The organism is Chloroflexota bacterium (assembly GCA_023475225.1).
Taxonomy (GTDB): domain Bacteria; phylum Chloroflexota; class UBA6077; order FW602-bin22; family JAMCVK01; genus JAMCVK01.
In genome coordinates this window covers 1-15,421 of the sequence record JAMCVK010000017.1, presented here as the reverse complement: position 1 = coordinate 15,421, position 15,421 = coordinate 1, and the positions used below count along the sequence as shown (strand labels likewise).

17 protein-coding genes are annotated in these 15,421 nt (G+C 53.6%); 10 read left to right on the top strand and 7 right to left on the bottom strand.

The window, feature by feature from the left end:
• The first annotated feature begins 17 nt into the window (after nt 1-17).
• Nucleotides 18-722: an endonuclease III domain-containing protein gene (locus M1136_03460; GenBank protein ID MCL5074697.1), complete on the top strand. Its 705-nt coding sequence runs from the start codon at nt 18-20 to the stop codon at nt 720-722.
• Nucleotides 723-759: 37 nt separating this feature from the next.
• Entirely contained in the window at nt 760-2,106 is a 1,347-nt protein-coding gene (locus M1136_03455; GenBank protein MCL5074696.1) for an LCP family protein, read from the top strand.
• A 2-nt stretch (nt 2,107-2,108) separates the two neighbouring features.
• On the opposite strand, the gene M1136_03450 is transcribed toward M1136_03455, so the two are convergent.
• From M1136_03450 to M1136_03440, 3 genes are all read right to left on the bottom strand, one after another.
• Complete coding sequence (locus tag M1136_03450; protein ID MCL5074695.1) at nt 2,109-2,912, bottom strand: ABC transporter permease; 804 nt, start codon at nt 2,910-2,912, stop codon at nt 2,109-2,111.
• A gap of 17 nt (nt 2,913-2,929) precedes the next feature.
• Nucleotides 2,930-3,913 carry an ATP-binding cassette domain-containing protein gene (locus M1136_03445; protein MCL5074694.1) on the bottom strand — a complete coding sequence of 328 codons (984 nt, stop codon included), beginning with the start codon at nt 3,911-3,913 and terminating at the stop codon, nt 2,930-2,932.
• Nucleotides 3,914-3,984: 71 nt separating this feature from the next.
• Nucleotides 3,985-4,548, bottom strand: coding sequence for a VTT domain-containing protein (locus M1136_03440; protein MCL5074693.1), 564 nt, complete (start codon nt 4,546-4,548; stop codon nt 3,985-3,987).
• A 177-nt stretch (nt 4,549-4,725) separates the two neighbouring features.
• Between M1136_03440 and M1136_03435 the strand changes: the two genes are divergently transcribed.
• The 4 genes from M1136_03435 to M1136_03420 all read left to right on the top strand — a co-directional run bounded on the left by M1136_03435 (nt 4,726) and on the right by M1136_03420 (nt 8,823).
• Nucleotides 4,726-5,736, top strand: coding sequence for a sodium:calcium antiporter (locus M1136_03435; protein MCL5074692.1), 1,011 nt, complete (start codon nt 4,726-4,728; stop codon nt 5,734-5,736).
• A 370-nt stretch (nt 5,737-6,106) separates the two neighbouring features.
• Nucleotides 6,107-7,423 carry a nodulation protein NfeD gene (locus M1136_03430; GenBank protein ID MCL5074691.1) on the top strand — a complete coding sequence of 439 codons (1,317 nt, stop codon included), beginning with the start codon at nt 6,107-6,109 and terminating at the stop codon, nt 7,421-7,423.
• 27 nt (nt 7,424-7,450) lie between these two features.
• Nucleotides 7,451-8,344: an SPFH/Band 7/PHB domain protein gene (locus M1136_03425; protein MCL5074690.1), complete on the top strand. Its 894-nt coding sequence runs from the start codon at nt 7,451-7,453 to the stop codon at nt 8,342-8,344.
• 89 nt (nt 8,345-8,433) lie between these two features.
• Nucleotides 8,434-8,823, top strand: a complete 390-nt coding sequence (locus M1136_03420) for a LysM peptidoglycan-binding domain-containing protein (protein MCL5074689.1) — start codon at nt 8,434-8,436, stop codon at nt 8,821-8,823.
• A gap of 125 nt (nt 8,824-8,948) precedes the next feature.
• On the opposite strand, the gene M1136_03415 is transcribed toward M1136_03420, so the two are convergent.
• From M1136_03415 to M1136_03405, 3 genes are read right to left on the bottom strand one after another with little or no spacing between them, the layout of a single operon-like run.
• Complete coding sequence (locus M1136_03415) at nt 8,949-9,851, bottom strand: PDZ domain-containing protein (protein MCL5074688.1); 903 nt, start codon at nt 9,849-9,851, stop codon at nt 8,949-8,951.
• A gap of 58 nt (nt 9,852-9,909) precedes the next feature.
• Nucleotides 9,910-10,764 carry a zf-HC2 domain-containing protein gene (locus tag M1136_03410; protein ID MCL5074687.1) on the bottom strand — a complete coding sequence of 285 codons (855 nt, stop codon included), beginning with the start codon at nt 10,762-10,764 and terminating at the stop codon, nt 9,910-9,912.
• Nucleotides 10,745-11,320, bottom strand: a complete 576-nt coding sequence (locus tag M1136_03405) for an RNA polymerase sigma factor (protein ID MCL5074686.1) — start codon at nt 11,318-11,320, stop codon at nt 10,745-10,747. The genes M1136_03410 and M1136_03405 overlap by 20 nt, the downstream gene beginning before the upstream one ends.
• A gap of 222 nt (nt 11,321-11,542) precedes the next feature.
• Here M1136_03405 and M1136_03400 point away from each other — a divergent pair, with 222 nt between their 5' ends.
• Nucleotides 11,543-11,788, top strand: a complete 246-nt coding sequence (locus M1136_03400; protein ID MCL5074685.1) for a hypothetical protein — start codon at nt 11,543-11,545, stop codon at nt 11,786-11,788.
• A gap of 78 nt (nt 11,789-11,866) precedes the next feature.
• The gene (locus M1136_03395) at nt 11,867-13,162 is read left to right on the top strand and encodes an HD-GYP domain-containing protein (protein ID MCL5074684.1); all 1,296 of its coding nucleotides are present in this window, start codon (nt 11,867-11,869) and stop codon (nt 13,160-13,162) included.
• Nucleotides 13,163-13,179: 17 nt separating this feature from the next.
• On the opposite strand, the gene M1136_03390 is transcribed toward M1136_03395, so the two are convergent.
• On the bottom strand, nt 13,180-13,812 hold the full coding sequence (locus M1136_03390; protein ID MCL5074683.1) for an MBL fold metallo-hydrolase: 633 nt from the start codon (nt 13,810-13,812) through the stop codon (nt 13,180-13,182).
• Nucleotides 13,813-14,091: 279 nt separating this feature from the next.
• On the opposite strand from M1136_03390, the gene M1136_03385 reads away from it, so the two are divergent.
• Together M1136_03385 and M1136_03380 are read left to right on the top strand one after the other, a co-directional pair.
• Nucleotides 14,092-14,763 carry an HAD-IA family hydrolase gene (locus M1136_03385; protein ID MCL5074682.1) on the top strand — a complete coding sequence of 224 codons (672 nt, stop codon included), beginning with the start codon at nt 14,092-14,094 and terminating at the stop codon, nt 14,761-14,763.
• A 12-nt stretch (nt 14,764-14,775) separates the two neighbouring features.
• Nucleotides 14,776-15,421, top strand: a 646-nt coding sequence (locus M1136_03380; GenBank protein ID MCL5074681.1) for a phosphoribosylaminoimidazolesuccinocarboxamide synthase, incomplete at its 3' end; no start/stop codon positions are given.

Sequence of the window (15,421 nt, the reverse complement as noted above, 5' to 3'; positions counted from 1 at the left end):
CCGCAGCAGCCGAAATATTGGCCGTGACTGTCGCCGAGAAGCTGGACTACGTTTATCAAAGCCTGCATCAACGCTATGGACCCCAACACTGGTGGCCAGCTGATGACCCCTTTGAGGTCATCGTGGGGGCCATCCTCACCCAAGCAGCCGCCTGGGCGAACGTTGAGAGGGCCATCGGGAACTTAAAGGCATGTGGTGTCCTTACTCCAATGGCTCTTGCTCAACTTAGCGAGCCGGAGCTAGCGTCACTGATCTATCCTTCTGGTTATTACAACGCTAAGGCTAAGAAATTAGCAGCTTTCGTTGCTCACCTGATACAACGTTACCACGGCGACCTCCAGGAGCTGTTCACCCTTGATCTGACCACCTTGCGGCGAGAACTCCTGCGCATACATGGCATCGGGCCGGAGACGGCCGATTCCATCGCCCTTTACGCAGCAGCTAAACCGGTCTTCGTCATCGATGCCTACACCCGTCGCATCTGTGCTCGCCTTGGCCTGTCTGAGGAAAATGCCAGCTATGAAAATCTACAACGCCTCTTTATGGACAACCTGCCACCAGACCCTCAGCTATTTAACGAGTACCACGCCCTACTCGTGCGCCACGGCAAGGAGTTATGTCGTAAACAACCTCGCTGCGCCCCTTGCCCTCTGACCTCAATATGCCTTTACAACACCAGCACCACCCCAAATGCTTTATCTCCTCGCCCCCAGCTGTTATAATGCTACCCAAATCATCAGCCACTTTAAGGATAAAACCGTGCTCAATCCCCGGTGGGATCAATCACATAAACGGCGAGGCGAGCCCAATCGACGTGGGGCTGTAAAGCACAGTGGTCAGGGCCGATTCACCTTGGCCATCTTCGCCCTTCTTTTCCTTATCTTCGCCATAGGTGGGTTATACTTTGGGTACCTTTTTCTCTCAACTCTGGGGTCCCTCCTCAGTGGCATCCCACGGCCGCTGCTTCCCTTCATCAGTTCTCCAGCAGGGGTGATCGATAGCTTTCCAACCTGGAAGAGCACTCAGAGGGTAAATATTCTCCTGCTAGGGATAGATCAGCGGGATGATGAAAGGGGACAGCCCACCCGCACTGATACAATGATCATCCTGACCATCGACCCTTATACTAAGTCGGCTGGTATGTTTTCCATCCCCCGCGATCTCTGGGTACCCATCCCCGGTCACGGCGAAAATAAGATTAACACGGCTAACTTCTTTGGCGATATGGGTAACTATCCCGGAGGCGGTCCAGCCCTGGCCGAGAAGACGGTAGAATACAACTTTGGCGTCAAAATAGATTATTACGCGCGCGTCGACTTCCACGGTTTCGAGAAGCTTATCGACGCTCTGGGAGGAATAACCCTTGACGTACCAAAACCAGTCAAGGATGACGAGTACCCTACGGGCAACTATGGTGTCATTCGGGTCCTCATCCCGGCCGGCTTACAAAGGATGGACGGGAGAACAGCCTTGCAATATGCCCGTTCGCGCCATGGGGATAACGATATTGCCCGTACCAGACGGCAACAGGAGGTGCTTTTGGCAGCCAGAAATGAGGCTATCGGACAGAATCTCCTGCCCAAGTTGCCCAGCATGCTGGGTATCCTGCGCGACGCTGTCAAAACCGACATCCCCCCTAACGACATCCTGGCCCTGGCCAAGCTGGGCAAGGACATCAACCCCAAGAACATCGCTCTCAGATCCATCGACGAGACGATGTTCGTGGAAAATTCCCCAATTTTCGGGGCCCTGATGCCCAAACGAGACGAAATCCGCAAAGTGATCGAAGAGGTCTTCTTCGACGCCCGTCTAAGAAAAGAGGCGGCAAGGGTGGAGGTATGGAACGGTACAAACCGCAACGGACTGGCCGCGGCCGTAGCCGAGGTGCTAAAACGACAGGGCTATAATATCGTCAATGTTGCCCAGGCTGATCGCTCTGATTATAGGGAGACCATAATTCTCGATCACACCGACAAGAGATACACTGTTGAACAGCTGGCTACCCTGCTGCACATCTCCAAAGCCAACATCCGGACGAGTAGCGATATCTCTCCCAACAGCGATATAGTGGTCATCTTAGGGGCAAATGCCAGGGTACCTGAATGAAATCACTGCTGCGTGCTGAATCTCCCCATCGCAAAGAGCAACATTAATACAGTGAACCCCACCACTACAGCCAGATCAACCTGAACCGAATTGAAGGAGATAGTCTCCATCACAGCCGAGGGAACACTCGGACGCAGAATGACCTGGCGTATCGGATCTACCCCATAGGCCACTGGATTCAGCTTGACTAATATTTCCATCCACTCCGGTAGGTTGCGCAGAGGGAACACGGCCCCACTGAGCATGAACAGAGGCAACAAGACAAACTGGGTGATCATCTGAAAGCCCTCCATGCTCCGTGTGCCAGCGGCGATAGCCACACCCAGAGAAGTTATGGCAAAACTTACCAGGAACATAAGAGGCAGAAGCTTCAAGATGATCGCCGGGGTAAGGGTGATCCCGAGGAAGGGTGCCAGCACCAACATCAAAGCACCCTGAACGACGGCCACGGTGCTTCCCCCCATCACCTTGCCTACAGCGATGGCCCAGCGCGGTACCGGCGCGACGAGTATCTCCTTGAGAAAGCCGAACTCCCTATCCCAAGCGATGGACATGCCACTGAACATAGAGGTGAACAGAATGGACATTCCCAGGACGCCAGGGAACATAAACTTAAGGTAATCGAAGCCTATAGCGTTGCTGCCTGGACCGATTCCAAAGCGCATTACTGGCGAGAGACCAGTACCAATAAGCAACAGCCATAAGATAGGCTGAGCCAGAGAGGTGACTACTCTGGCCTGGTCACGCTTTAGACGTAACAGATCACGAAGCCACATGATATAGATAGCCCTTAGGCTGTTCATCATCTTCCCTCCTCACCACCTCAGTGAAATCTGCGGCCGCCTCGAGCGCGCCAGATCAGACGGGCCCTGTCCATCCCATCGACCTCCTCATCGCGTATCTGGCGGCCAGTGAGCTTCAAAAAGACATCATCAAGAGTAGGACGACGCAGGCTCACCGACGTTACCCCTGTCTGCAAGCTGGATACTAAGCCAGGAATGAATTGCTCACCGTTGGACACCTCAAAACGGAGACCATCAGTACCCTGTTGAGCTTGAATATTGAAAATACGAGACAGTTCGTGCGCTGCCCGCGCATCATCGATCGTCTTAAGGGTAATCACATCGCCACCAACCAGGCTTCGCAAGCGCTCTGGGGTATCCAGAGCCACGATGCGACCATAATCGATGATAGCGATACGATCAGCATTACCCGCCTCATCCATGTAGTGCGTTGTAAGGAATATTGTAACCCCAGCCCGTTGGCGCAGATCGAGGATGTAGCTCCAGATATGACTGCGTGTTTGTGGGTCAAGCCCAAGCGTCGGCTCGTCGAGAAAGAGCACTTTAGGGTGATGCAAAATCCCTCGAGCGATCTCCAGTCTCCGTTTCATCCCTCCGGAGAAGGTCCGCACAATGCTATCACGACGATCATATAACTCCACCATCTTGAGGAGCTCCTCTACCCGTTGCCGGCGTATCAGTGCCGGTACATTATAAAGCACGCCATGGAAGTCTAGGTTCTCCTTGGCCGTCAGGCGATCATCCAGGGTAGTATCCTGGAAGACCAGACCAATAGAACGGCGAACTGCGTCCGGATGGGCGGTCACATCATAACCATCCAAGACGATTCGCCCAGAGGTGGGCTGCAGCAGGGTGCAAATAATATTGATGGTAGTGGTCTTGCCCGCCCCATTGGGGCCGAGAAAACCGAAGATCTCCCCCTCCTTGACCTCAAGAGAGATACCATCTACGGCCGTGAGGCCATTGAACTTCTTGACCAGGTTTTCTACTTCGATGATGCTCATTAAAACCCCCTCGATTTATAATCACGATTGCCGTCCACTGCAATTGGGACGAGACGGCCGCGCTGTTCTCTCTACTGAAGCAACCAGATGGCCGCTCTTTCCCCCAGATAGGCCAGGAAGATAAGCTTCGCCGAATTCCCCAATCCACAAGCCAACCAGAACCTTCCCACTGGATAGGAAAGACTGCCAGCCACGATCCCAATTACATCGAAGAAAGGGTTGGGAATAGCTGCCAGAAAAAGCAGAGCCAGAAATCCGTAACGGCGCAGCCACGCTTCCGCCTGCTGCCATCGCTCACTATGGCGTGAGATCAATAAAGCTTTACCGCCATAGCCGGCCAGGTAGCCGGTGAGTTCGCCCGTGGCTGCTCCTAGCCCAGCACAGATGCCTACCAGAAGAGGCGACCAGAGGGCCCCCGCCGCTATCACCGTGGCGAAGCCCGGGAAAGGGAAAAGAACCGTCGAAGACGAGAGGAACATAATGAAGAAGATGCCCAGGTAACCATAATCGGCTAAGCTGGCTATATTTGGCCTGGCCAGCACTAAATAAATGCTCAAACCGACTATACTCAGGATGACAAGGACTAACGTAGCCTTTTGTATCCTCACCAGTTGTTCAGGATCTAAACGAAGCAATGCTCACTCACCCTCTGATAGAAATCAATAGCCATAGAGATTACAAGAGGCCCTACCCCTCCTCAGGTTTAGGAAATAGGCTCCAAGAGGTCTATTCCTTGCAATCTAAGCGAAGCCGTGTTAACTTTTACATTAAATACCGACATGGCGCAATTGTCAACGTTGGAGTGAAATTGATTGCTTTGGGATATTCTTTCGTTGGTGCTTAGCCTGGGGATAATTCTATGGGCGGCGGACCTCTTCACCAACTCCATTGAGTGGGTTGGACATAAGCTCCACTTCAACGAGGGGATAGTGGGGAGTGTCTTGGCTGCTGTGGGCACGGCACTGCCGGAGACGTTGATCCCTATCGTCGCCGTGTTCCTGGCCAGAGGCGTTAAACATGGTCACGATGTGGGCATGGGAGCTATCCTGGGAGCACCATTTATGCTATCTACCTTGGCCATGTTCGTGACCGGACTCGCTGTAGTGTTGTACAGCTGGTCAGGGAGGAGAGCTACTACTTTGAGCATCAACCCTAAGGTGCTATGGCGGGACGTACGCTTTTTTCTCGCCGTTTATCTAGTGGCTGTAGCCGCGGCGTTCTTCGCCTCACCGGCCATTAAGGTGATCATTGCTCTGGGGTTCTTGCTCATCTACGTTTTCTACGTCTACCGGCATGCCATCGAGGGTGGGGAGCTCATCGATGCCAACCATCTCAGTCCCCTTCACTTCGCCCGCAATGCGGACAACCCACCACTAGCCCTGGTCATTCTCCAAGTATTAGCTGGGCTTGGGCTGATGATGGGCGGAGCATACCTCTTCGTGAATGGTACCAGTGCTGTTGCCGAAACGGTTCGGCTGCCAGCCCTTATCCTTTCCCTGATTATAGCTCCAATCGCCACTGAGCTGCCGGAGAAGTGTAACAGCATCCTCTGGGTACGTGACGGCAAAGATACCCTGGCCTTGGGCAATATCACCGGGGCAATGGTCTTCCAAAGCTGCATCCCCGTGTCCTTTGGTCTCATCTTCACTGATTGGAGCGTCACCACCCGCAACCTGGATGGTTTCGTCAGCGCGGCCATCGCCCTTGGCGCCACAACATTTATCTTTGGCACTATGTCCTGGCGCGGTCGTCTAACAGCACCCTTGTTGCTGACAGGCGGACTCTGGTATCTCCTCTACCTGTCCTACCTGGTCATAAGATAGAACTGTTCTCCCCACAACAGGGGGTTCCAAGGGGGCACTGCCCCACTGCTGGGATGACCCGGGGGACACAGCCTATCCAATTTCCCCCACTGGAGTAAGGGGAGGTCAAGGAGGGAACACCCTCCTTGGAGGGTCCTAGGGCTCCGCCCTAGTTCAATCCCCCCTTCTCCCGTCCTCCTCCGGAGGAGGACGGGAGAAGGGGTGTAGGGGGATGAGGGCGTCTTCCCCTTGAACCCCCTGCGGGGATTTGGGGGAGATATGCAACGCTCTCTTCTGTATCTATCGACTTACTTCGAACATACTGCTAGAATAAGAGAGAAGGGATTCGAAGGCTGGCCGCGGTTGGTTCGCTAGATAAAGGCCAAAAAAAATGAGGGCTATCCCGCTCATCTCGAAGTCGCTGCTCCTGGCACTGTTCCTCTGGGGCGTAACACTAGGTATGGCCTGGGCCAACGGGCCACGTATAGACCTGGTCACAATTAAAGGAGTCATTGACCCCCTCACTGCCCAGTATCTCTGTCGTGCCATCGATAAAGCAGAGCAAACCGGTGCTGAGTGCCTGATAATCCAGCTGGATACGCCGGGTGGGCTGGACACTTCCATGCGCGCTATGATGCAGAAGATGCTCAACTCTACAGTACCTGTGATTGTCTACGTCTATCCATCCGGAGCACGCGCCGCCTCAGCCGGAATGTTTATCACCTTAGCCGCCGATGTAGCGGCAATGGCCCCCGGCACAAACATAGGAGCAGCCCATCCCGTCTCCGTAGGTGAACAGGTCGATAAAACGATGACTGAGAAGGTAACTAGTGATGCAGCGGCTACTGCTCGAGCGATTGCGGTGCGGAGAGGACGCAATGCAGCCTGGGCCGAAAAAGCAGTGCGGGAAAGCGCCTCTATCACAGATAAAGAAGCGCTGGAGAATGGAGTCATTGATCTCATCGCCGTCAACCTCGCTGACCTATCGGCCAAGCTCGATGAACGTACAGTGGTGACAGCTGGCGGAGAAAGGACCTTACGAACCAGGGAGGCTGCAATCGTCCCAACGCCGATGAGCTTGCCAGAGACGTTATTGCACACTATCGTCGATCCGAATATCGCTTACCTCCTTTTGACCATCGGCATTTGGGCCATCATCGCCGAATTTTATCACCCGGGAGCCATCATCCCGGGCATCACTGGCGTCATCTGTTTGATTTTAGCCTTTGTTGCTTTCGAGAGTCTACCGCTGAACTGGGGAGGGCTGGCCCTTGTCATTGTGTCTATGATACTCTTCATTGTAGATCTCAAGTCTCCCAGTCATGGGGTACTGACGGGAGGGGGCATTATCGCCTTTATTCTGGGCTCCCTTATGCTCTTCAGTCCATTGACCCCTATGGCCCCGACCATGCCTGAAATACGCGTAAGCTGGTGGTTAATCACCGCTATGACTGCTGCGGTATCAGCCTTCTTCATCTTTGCCCTTGGTGCCGGGCTGCGGGCCCAACGGGTGCGACCTACCAGCGGCGTGGAGAGCCTCGTCGGGATGACAGGAATAGCCATATCAGATTTAGATCCGACCGGCATCGTGCAGGTGCAAAGCGAGGAGTGGAGCGCGACAACCAGCGGGGAAATGATCAAAGCTGGGGAAAGGGTGCAGGTAGTGGCTGTTGATGGACTGCGGTTACGAGTATGCCGCAGCGCGTGATGGCCAAAGACGAAAGGAGAAGGCAAAATGGAAGCATTAATCTGGATTATCATCCCCCTACTTCTCATCATAGTGTTGGCCACGATGGCTATCAAAATTGTACGCGAGTATCAGCGCCTGGTTGTTTTTCGTTTGGGTCGCTGCATCGGCAGTAAGGGTCCAGGGATCGTCCTGTTGATCCCTATCGTTGATCAACCGGTATGGGTCGACCTGCGGGAGCTTTTCCTCGAGATACCACACCAAACATGCATCACGAAGGACAATGCGCCGATCGCCATCGATTTCCTGATCTACTGGAAGGTCGTCGATCCTACACTAAGTGTCGTGCAGGTCAAAAACTTCGCCGGTGCCAGCCAGGGGATAGCCACCACCACCCTACGAGCCGTCATCGGTGATATCTTGCTGGACGATGTGCTGGCTAAGAGGGAACAGATCAATCAGGTGCTGCGTGTAAAACTGGATGAGGTCACCGAAAGGTGGGGCGTCAAGGTTACTACGGTAGAAATTCGCGAGATCCTGCCCCCTAGAGAGGTACAGGAGGCGATGAACAGGCAAATGTCGGCTGAACGCAATCGTCGCGCAATGGTTACCGAAGCCGACGGCAAACGCGAGGCGGCCATCAAGGTTGCCGAAGGGGAAAAACAATCGGCCATCCTTAGGGCTGAGGGAGATCGCCAGGCAGCGATCCTGCGCGCTGAGGGCTTCGCCATGGCCCTGGATAAGATCTTCGCCGTAGCCAAAACTATAGATAGTAAGACCATGAGCCTCCAATACCTGGAAACGCTTAAGACGCTTGGCGCCAGCCCAGCCACCAAGTACATCTTCCCTATGGAGTTCACTAACTTGCTACGACCCTTTATCAAGCACACGGAAGAAGTCAGCGTGGCGATGGCCAATGATGCCCGGGAAGATTCCGCTTGATAGCAAATGTTCAGAACCAGCCCGTACTAGAAAAAACAACAGGCGATGATATAATGGCCTCAATATAAAGCCCCGGGAGAGCACAACAGGTGCCCACTGATGAACGACAACGAGGGAGATTGCCAGCAACCGATTGGCTACTTCCAGCCTTTATCCTGGGTTTGGCCTTATCGGCCACTCTTCTGCTCGCGCACGCCTGCTCCTCTCTTCTGATGATGACCAGTTCCACAGTCTCACCGACGCCGACCGCGACCGTAATAGCCCAACCCACCAGTATGCCTACGCCGACACTGCTGCCCAGTCCAGCACCTACCACTACCCCAGAGCCGACCATCTATATCATCCGACCTGGCGACACGCTCTCAGCCATAGCTGCCAGATATGGCGTCTCCATCGAAGACCTGGTCCGGATGAACGACATCATTGATCCTAACGCTATCATACCAGGACAAAAGCTGCTCATACCAAGGCGCTCCTAGGAGGGTCAGCCGGCTGTTATAAGATCCCTATGACAGAAAGCCCGCGATCCAAAAATCGCGGGCTTTCTTTGCACCTGAAGCCCCTTTGGGCGCCACAGGATAGTTTTTCACAACGATGAACAGACTCAAGAAGTCGGCGATGATATGAAGTCTGACCAGCCTCCCTTCTCCCTCATCCTGAACCAGCTGCGGTGAGGGAATACATGTTTACCAAACCCTTCTACATCGATCACAGCAGCCGCATGCGTCGGCGACTCGATCGTCACAATTATCACGCGATCCCCGCTCTTTAGGGCATCTATCCTAACAGTGCGCGGACCGGCCCTGACAATCGTTTTCTCGGTCACCTCATAAGGGCCGCCGCTGACGCTCTTATCGTTAGGATCAATGGTGATGCTGTTCGAGCTTACAGCCGTCGCCCGGCCGGGGATGATCCTCACCTCTATCCTCTTGCCCTCCTTGTTCGTGAGGGCGAACTGTCCACCCAGGAAATGATCAAACCTTTCGCCCGGCGCGATACCCTTCAGTTCACCAAATAGAAGGCGTTCTGGCAAGACACTGGAAGGAGGGATAAATCTTCTCTCTCCTTTCGGTCTAGCACCCAGGGTAGCCTCTACGGTTTTCTCCTGCCCATCCCTCATCACCTTGAGGGATACCTTATCGCCAACATGCAATGCGCTTAGCTTATCTACCGCTTCTCTGGCCGTGGCTATCGCTTGTCCATTTATGACCGTAAGAACATCACCCTTCTCCAATCCGGCCTTAGCCGCCGGACTGTCCGCGATAACCCGGACAACAACTGCCCCTTTAGCCACTGCTGGCGTCTGACCGTGCTCTTTGACCTTGCTAGCATCTCGCAATAAAACCCCCAGCCAAGGCATCTCACTTCGAGGTGCGCTGGGCGTGGCTGTGGCTGAAGATGTTGGAGTAGATCCTTCGAAGGCATTTATTATGTTAGCCTTACAACCCACAGCCACCAAGCCAAGTAGGATCGCCAATATCAGTATCCCAAGGTAAACCCTCTTCATAGATTGTTCTCCTGCATCAAAATTAGTTGGCCAAAACTCAGCCCAAGCGAATAGTTTCTTACTTAAGTGATTCCACAATCTTGATCAATTCGTCAAGCGGTGCCGCCGTATCCACCGAGATGATCACCCCATCTCGCCGAGTACGCAGGATATGAACAACGTTTTGGCCATCAGACCGTCGTTCGTACCACCATTCCCTTCCACCGATGAGTAACCGCTTTTGAGCCAAATGTCCAAGACGCATTCCTCCCAGATCCGAGCGACTGCTTTGCCAAAGGCGTATCTTGCGGCCATCCTTGGTCACATAAGAGATATCAACCTCATTGATCCTATCTGTTGGCCCCACGCTCTCCAGATTTAAACGCTCCAATCTTGCTCCGGGGGGTAGATACTCCGGCAAATGTACCTCGAAAGTGGTCTGAGCCTTGGCCCGCTCTAGCGCCCGTGCCAGCCTTCCCCCTTCACCGCTTAACTTCTCACCAGGACTATTCGTCTTTAGCGTGGCCGTTGACACACTATCACCTTTCAGGGGGGAGATTGTATAGCCAAACTGAGGCGTAGCCGAGCCTATCGCCCTTTGGGGCCACCTCCATCCCAGCCAAAGCACTCCCGCCAGCACCACCACGACTCCAAGCGTCACAAAACTGAGAAGGAGGCGTCCAAAGTGGAGGCTCCACAGCGATCTGAACGAATTACGACGTTCTATACTTGCAAGGACCCTTTGACGTAAATCGGCCGAAGGTTGAGGCGTGAGCACGTGCTGTAGCAGAGATTGAATCTGCCGGTAACGAGCCAGCATGGTGGCACACGAAGGACATCCCATCAGGTGACTGATAAGCTGCTGACGCTCACGCTCACTCAAGGCGTCATCTATATAACGTGAGAGCAATAATTTATAAGCGGGACATCCCATCTCCCTTTCCTCCGCTCACACGCCCATAAATCTGAACGAACATCTCCCGTGCCCTGGATAGCCTCGTCCATATCGCCCCCTTGGAGGTGCCCAGAATTTCGGCGATCTCCTCAACGGAGAAACCCTCCACAGAGCGCAGGATCAGACAGGCCGCATATTGCGGTGGCATCTGAGCCAAGGTGCAACGCACCAGCTCGGCCTCGGCCATCCTACTCAGCTGGTTGCTCTCTGAATCAACACTTCCGCCATACCCCCTCTTTAGCAGGAACCAGGAGAATAGCCGTTTTCGCCGCAGCAGATCAAGACAGGCGTGAGAGGCGATGGCGTAAAGCCACGGCTCCAGGCGACTATCGTCCCGCAGACGGGATATATTCTGGAAGGCCCGCAGGAACGTATCCTGGACGATATCCTCAGCCTGCGTCTGATCGCCCAGCAGTCGGTAGGCATACCTGTGAATGGCTTCACCATAACGCTCATAGATGAGCGCAAAGGCCGTCGCCTCTCCCCTCCGAGCCCTTCCCAGCGCCTCATTCACCTGGACTATCTCGCCTTCCATCGCTGTCTCATCGTTCCTGATCTTACTATAGTATGACGAACAAATAACGCAAAACCTTACAAAAAGTATACCCATGGACTTCTATAGTACTACCGTCTGGGCCAATTAGTACTATTTTCCTATTGCGAGCCACCCAAGAAAGGTGTAGATTTTAACCAGAGGCAGGCTTCTGTAGCCATCGCCCTATCGGTTTCTAATAAGTCTTTGATCAAAGGAGGAAAGATGAGGAGGAGATTTATTTGGGTGCTCATTCTAGCTACCCTGCTGATCGCTGGTACAGTAATGGTGAATGTCCCCAGCGCCTCAGCGGCGGTAGATTGGTGTGAGTCGCACCTTGCTCCAATGAGCACGACAGCTGAAGCCCAGATCGTAGGCACCCCGGCCAGTGACATCCAGAGTCAGCACATCATCAGCGTTCCCTCCGTCGCTGTCTCGACAGAGAAGGGTGGCAGCAATCCCCACAAATAGCTTAGCCGGATTGGACGCTATTTTGTTATTGGGCAGCCAACCCAGGTGTTCGGCGGCCGGAGGTAAAAAGGGGTAAGGATGCACAGACTCTCTCTTGGCCTCGCAACTTACATTGGCAGCATGGTGCTGGCAGCGATAGTCTTACTTGTTTATTGCCTTTACACCTGGAAGGCAACGCCATTACCAAACGACCTGTTGCTGCCAGCAGTATTTACGGTTTTAATCGCGGTTGCCACCTGCTATCCGGTGATGATCTCGCCCCGTGTGAAGGTATCGGTAGCGACCGCTGCGCTCTTTGCTGGTCTCCTCCTCTTCGGAACTCCCACGGCTATCGTTGTGGCGGCTATCGGCAATGGACTAGGTAACATCGCTCTAAAGCGTAGTTGGTACAATACACTCTTCAATGCCAGTCAACACGCCGTGTGCGTCGGTCTCAGTGGATTAACCTATTACAGCCTAGTTCCGCAAGCAATACCGTTCTCCACCCTCTGGCAACAGAACATCATCGCCATGCCGCTGGCGGCGGCAATTATGTACTTGGCCAACACGCTGGCCGTTTCGGTAGCCGCTGGACTACAGCTCCGACAGGACCCATTACATTTATGGTTGACCGATCGCCGCTACGACGCCGCTCAACACGTGGCCCTCTTCCTCCTCGGCATCCTGGCCGCTTGGACCGCTCGCGATTATCCGTGGACCATCATGCTGGTGATCGTGCCGGTAGCGATCGTCTATCTCTCCTTCAAGAATAGCCTCCAATTACGCCTCCAGACCAAGGAGGCCATGGAGTCGCTGGCCGATGTCGTAGATATGCGCGATCCCTATACTTACGCTCATTCTCAACGTGTGGCTGAATACGCTGCCGAGATAGCGACTGCTATGGGGCTCTCCCACGAAGAGATTGACCTGATTCGCTCTGCCGCCCGTGTCCACGATGTGGGTAAGATCGGTGTCAGAAGTTCCATCCTTATCAAGCCGGGGCGCCTTGACCCGACAGAGTGGGCAGAGATGCAGAAACATCCCGAGATTGGCGCCGATATTGTGTCCAAATTCCCGGATTTCAGGCTGGGAAAGAACTTTATTCTCCATCATCACGAGCGCTATGACGGCAGCGGCTACCCCAAGCAGATTCCAAACAGCAAGATTCCTTTGGGCGCCCGCATCCTCGCTGTAGCCGATGCCTTCGACGCGATGACCTCTGATAGGCCTTATCGTGGCGCTCTAACTCCCGAACGGGCGGCTTTTGAGCTGCAAAGGCATAGCAGTACACAGTTTGACCCGCAGGTTGTCTCCGCGCTCCTGAAAGTGCTATCCATTAGACCACTGCTCAGAGAACCAGTTGTGGCCAGCCAATCTTTGCCGGCAGCCAGCTAGCCCTGGCCAAACGACTCTCAGCCCTGTGGCGTCAGAATTTGCACCTCCACACTGCTTAGCCGCTTAAACCTCTCCGCATCAGCTGCTGATCCAGCGATGCTCCCGTAATGCATGGGAACTGCTACCTTCGGATTAATCGCTGCGGCGGCTTCGACGGCCTCCCCAGCCGTCATAACGTAGACACCACTGACGGGTAAGAGGGCTACATCGGTCTTTATATCCCGCATCTCGGGGATGAAATCGGTATCACCGGCGTGGTAGATGCGCACACCCTTGACAGTGACGATGAAGCCAACCTTAGCATCTTCCTTCGGATGGTAGAGCACCCCCGGACTGCGGAACTTATTCACGTTGTAGGCTGAGACAACCTCAATGGGTATACCCTGCACCGTCAGCATATCACCCGGTTTCACCGTTTTGATTTGCCCCGCAAGTTCCTTCGCACAAGCAGCAATGGTCACGATGACCGTATCATTTTTCCTGATTTTGGCTATATCCTCCTTGGAACAGTGATCAAAATGTTCGTGGGTGACCAGGATCAGGTCTGCCGGCTCCTTCTCCCGTTTCAATTGCCAGGGGTCAATATAGATGGTCTTCTCCCCGCTGATCTTGAAACCAGCATGGCCGAGCCACTTGATGTTCTCAAGCATCCTACTACCTCCTCAAAATAATTTGTAAGCCTCGAGAAGGTTTGCTGAACTACCTCTCCTCAATACCATTATAATCCATGTTTCAATCCCCTTACGAGGATTGCCTTCTTTTACCCATGGCAGAAAGTTCTGCCAAAGGAGGATCAAGGGGTAGCGGCACTACCCAAAGCTTGACCAGAAGCCGCAAAGTTAGTTAGTATGAGATTGTTACAATAGGGATGCATCATGGGGTTGCGAAGCGTCTCTGAACGCCTTTTTGCTAACAGGTGGGATAGATACGTGAACAGGTTAAGAGCCATTTTCTTTGACTGGGATGATACACTCTGTTACGTTAAGCCACATCGCTATGATACCTTCGGAGCAGTCTTGGAGAAATTCGGCTACAACATCAGCGATTCCGCCCTGATCTGCGCCGAAGCGGCCATCAGGTCTGGGGCTATCTTACCCAGCGAGCAGTATGTAGAAGCACTCTGTAGCCAGCTGCGTCTGCCTGAACCCGTGCTCCGAGCCACCACTCAAGCCTTCCAAGAACGTGAGCTGGTCAAGGAAACGCTGCTTTTCGAGGATGCTATACCGGTAATCCAGTCCCTGCGGTCTCGGGGGTTGAGATTGGCTGTGGTATCCAACAACTCGGAACAAAGGTTAGCCGAGTTAGCCAGGCAGTTTGCTCTTACCCCATACCTGGAGCTCATCGTCTCATCAGAGATCGTTGGGGTTGGCAAGCCCGATGGACGTATCTTCCAATATGCCCTGGACCAGCTCGGCATAAGTGCCGATTGTGTCCTACACTTAGGCGATTCTTACGAGGCCGACGTCATAGGTGCCCGAGCAGTAGGGATCGCCCCAGTGCTGATAGATCGGCGTCACTGTTACAGTGAGGTGGACTGCCCGCATTTGGATAATCTGGCTGACTTAATTCCATTGATGATGGAGCGCTTCGACCTCGATTAAACAAGGGGTACTATGCCTGAACAATCCGAACAACGTCTTATTTACAATGGCAAAACCAAAACGGTATACGCTGAATCCGGTAGCGATGACATCATCATCGCATTCAAGGATAACGTGACCGGCTGGCCGGATGGCACACCAGATCCGGGAGGTAATTTCATTGTCGGCACCATTCCCGGAAGTGGGAAAAAGAATCTAACGATAACCATGGCCTTTTTCACCCTCCTGCGCCAGGCCGGTATCGCCACCCCAATAATACAGCAGTTGGATGAATGGCAAATCCGTGTAGAGGCCCTGAAACTGATACCGTTAGAGGTCATCTGCCGTAATCAAGCGACCGGGTCCTTTGTCCGCCGCTATGGAGAGTTTGTACAGGAAGGGCAGCCGTTGGATGGTCTGATTGAGTTCACGCTCAAGGATGACCTTCTAGGAGACCCCCTTATTACAGAAGAAGCAGTGCGCAAGCTGTCCATCATAGATGCGGCTGAGATCGAGCAGATCAAAAGGACGGTAAGACAGGTGAATTCCGTTATGCAATGCTTTCTGGCGCCATTGGGCATCGAACTCTGGGATTTCAAACTGGAATTTGGACGACGCCCCAATGGTGAACTGGTGGTAAGGGATGAGATTTGCCCCCCGTACGGCGCGTTTTCGCCGT

What these genes read in the sequence shown, in the direction of transcription:
- M1136_03450 (MCL5074695.1), bottom strand. Translation starts at nt 2,912, where the DNA reads ATGATGAACAGCCTAAGGGCTATCTATATCATGTGGCTTCGTGATCTG.
- M1136_03445 (MCL5074694.1), bottom strand. Translation starts at nt 3,913, where the DNA reads ATGAGCATCATCGAAGTAGAAAACCTGGTCAAGAAGTTCAATGGCCTC.
- M1136_03430 (MCL5074691.1), top strand. Translation starts at nt 6,107, where the DNA reads ATGAGGGCTATCCCGCTCATCTCGAAGTCGCTGCTCCTGGCACTGTTC.
- M1136_03425 (MCL5074690.1), top strand. Translation starts at nt 7,451, where the DNA reads ATGGAAGCATTAATCTGGATTATCATCCCCCTACTTCTCATCATAGTG.
- M1136_03415 (MCL5074688.1), bottom strand. Translation starts at nt 9,851, where the DNA reads ATGAAGAGGGTTTACCTTGGGATACTGATATTGGCGATCCTACTTGGC.
- M1136_03410 (MCL5074687.1), bottom strand. Translation starts at nt 10,764, where the DNA reads ATGGGATGTCCCGCTTATAAATTATTGCTCTCACGTTATATAGATGAC.
- M1136_03405 (MCL5074686.1), bottom strand. Translation starts at nt 11,320, where the DNA reads ATGGAAGGCGAGATAGTCCAGGTGAATGAGGCGCTGGGAAGGGCTCGG.
- M1136_03400 (MCL5074685.1), top strand. Translation starts at nt 11,543, where the DNA reads ATGAGGAGGAGATTTATTTGGGTGCTCATTCTAGCTACCCTGCTGATC.
- M1136_03395 (MCL5074684.1), top strand. Translation starts at nt 11,867, where the DNA reads ATGCACAGACTCTCTCTTGGCCTCGCAACTTACATTGGCAGCATGGTG.
- M1136_03390 (MCL5074683.1), bottom strand. Translation starts at nt 13,812, where the DNA reads ATGCTTGAGAACATCAAGTGGCTCGGCCATGCTGGTTTCAAGATCAGC.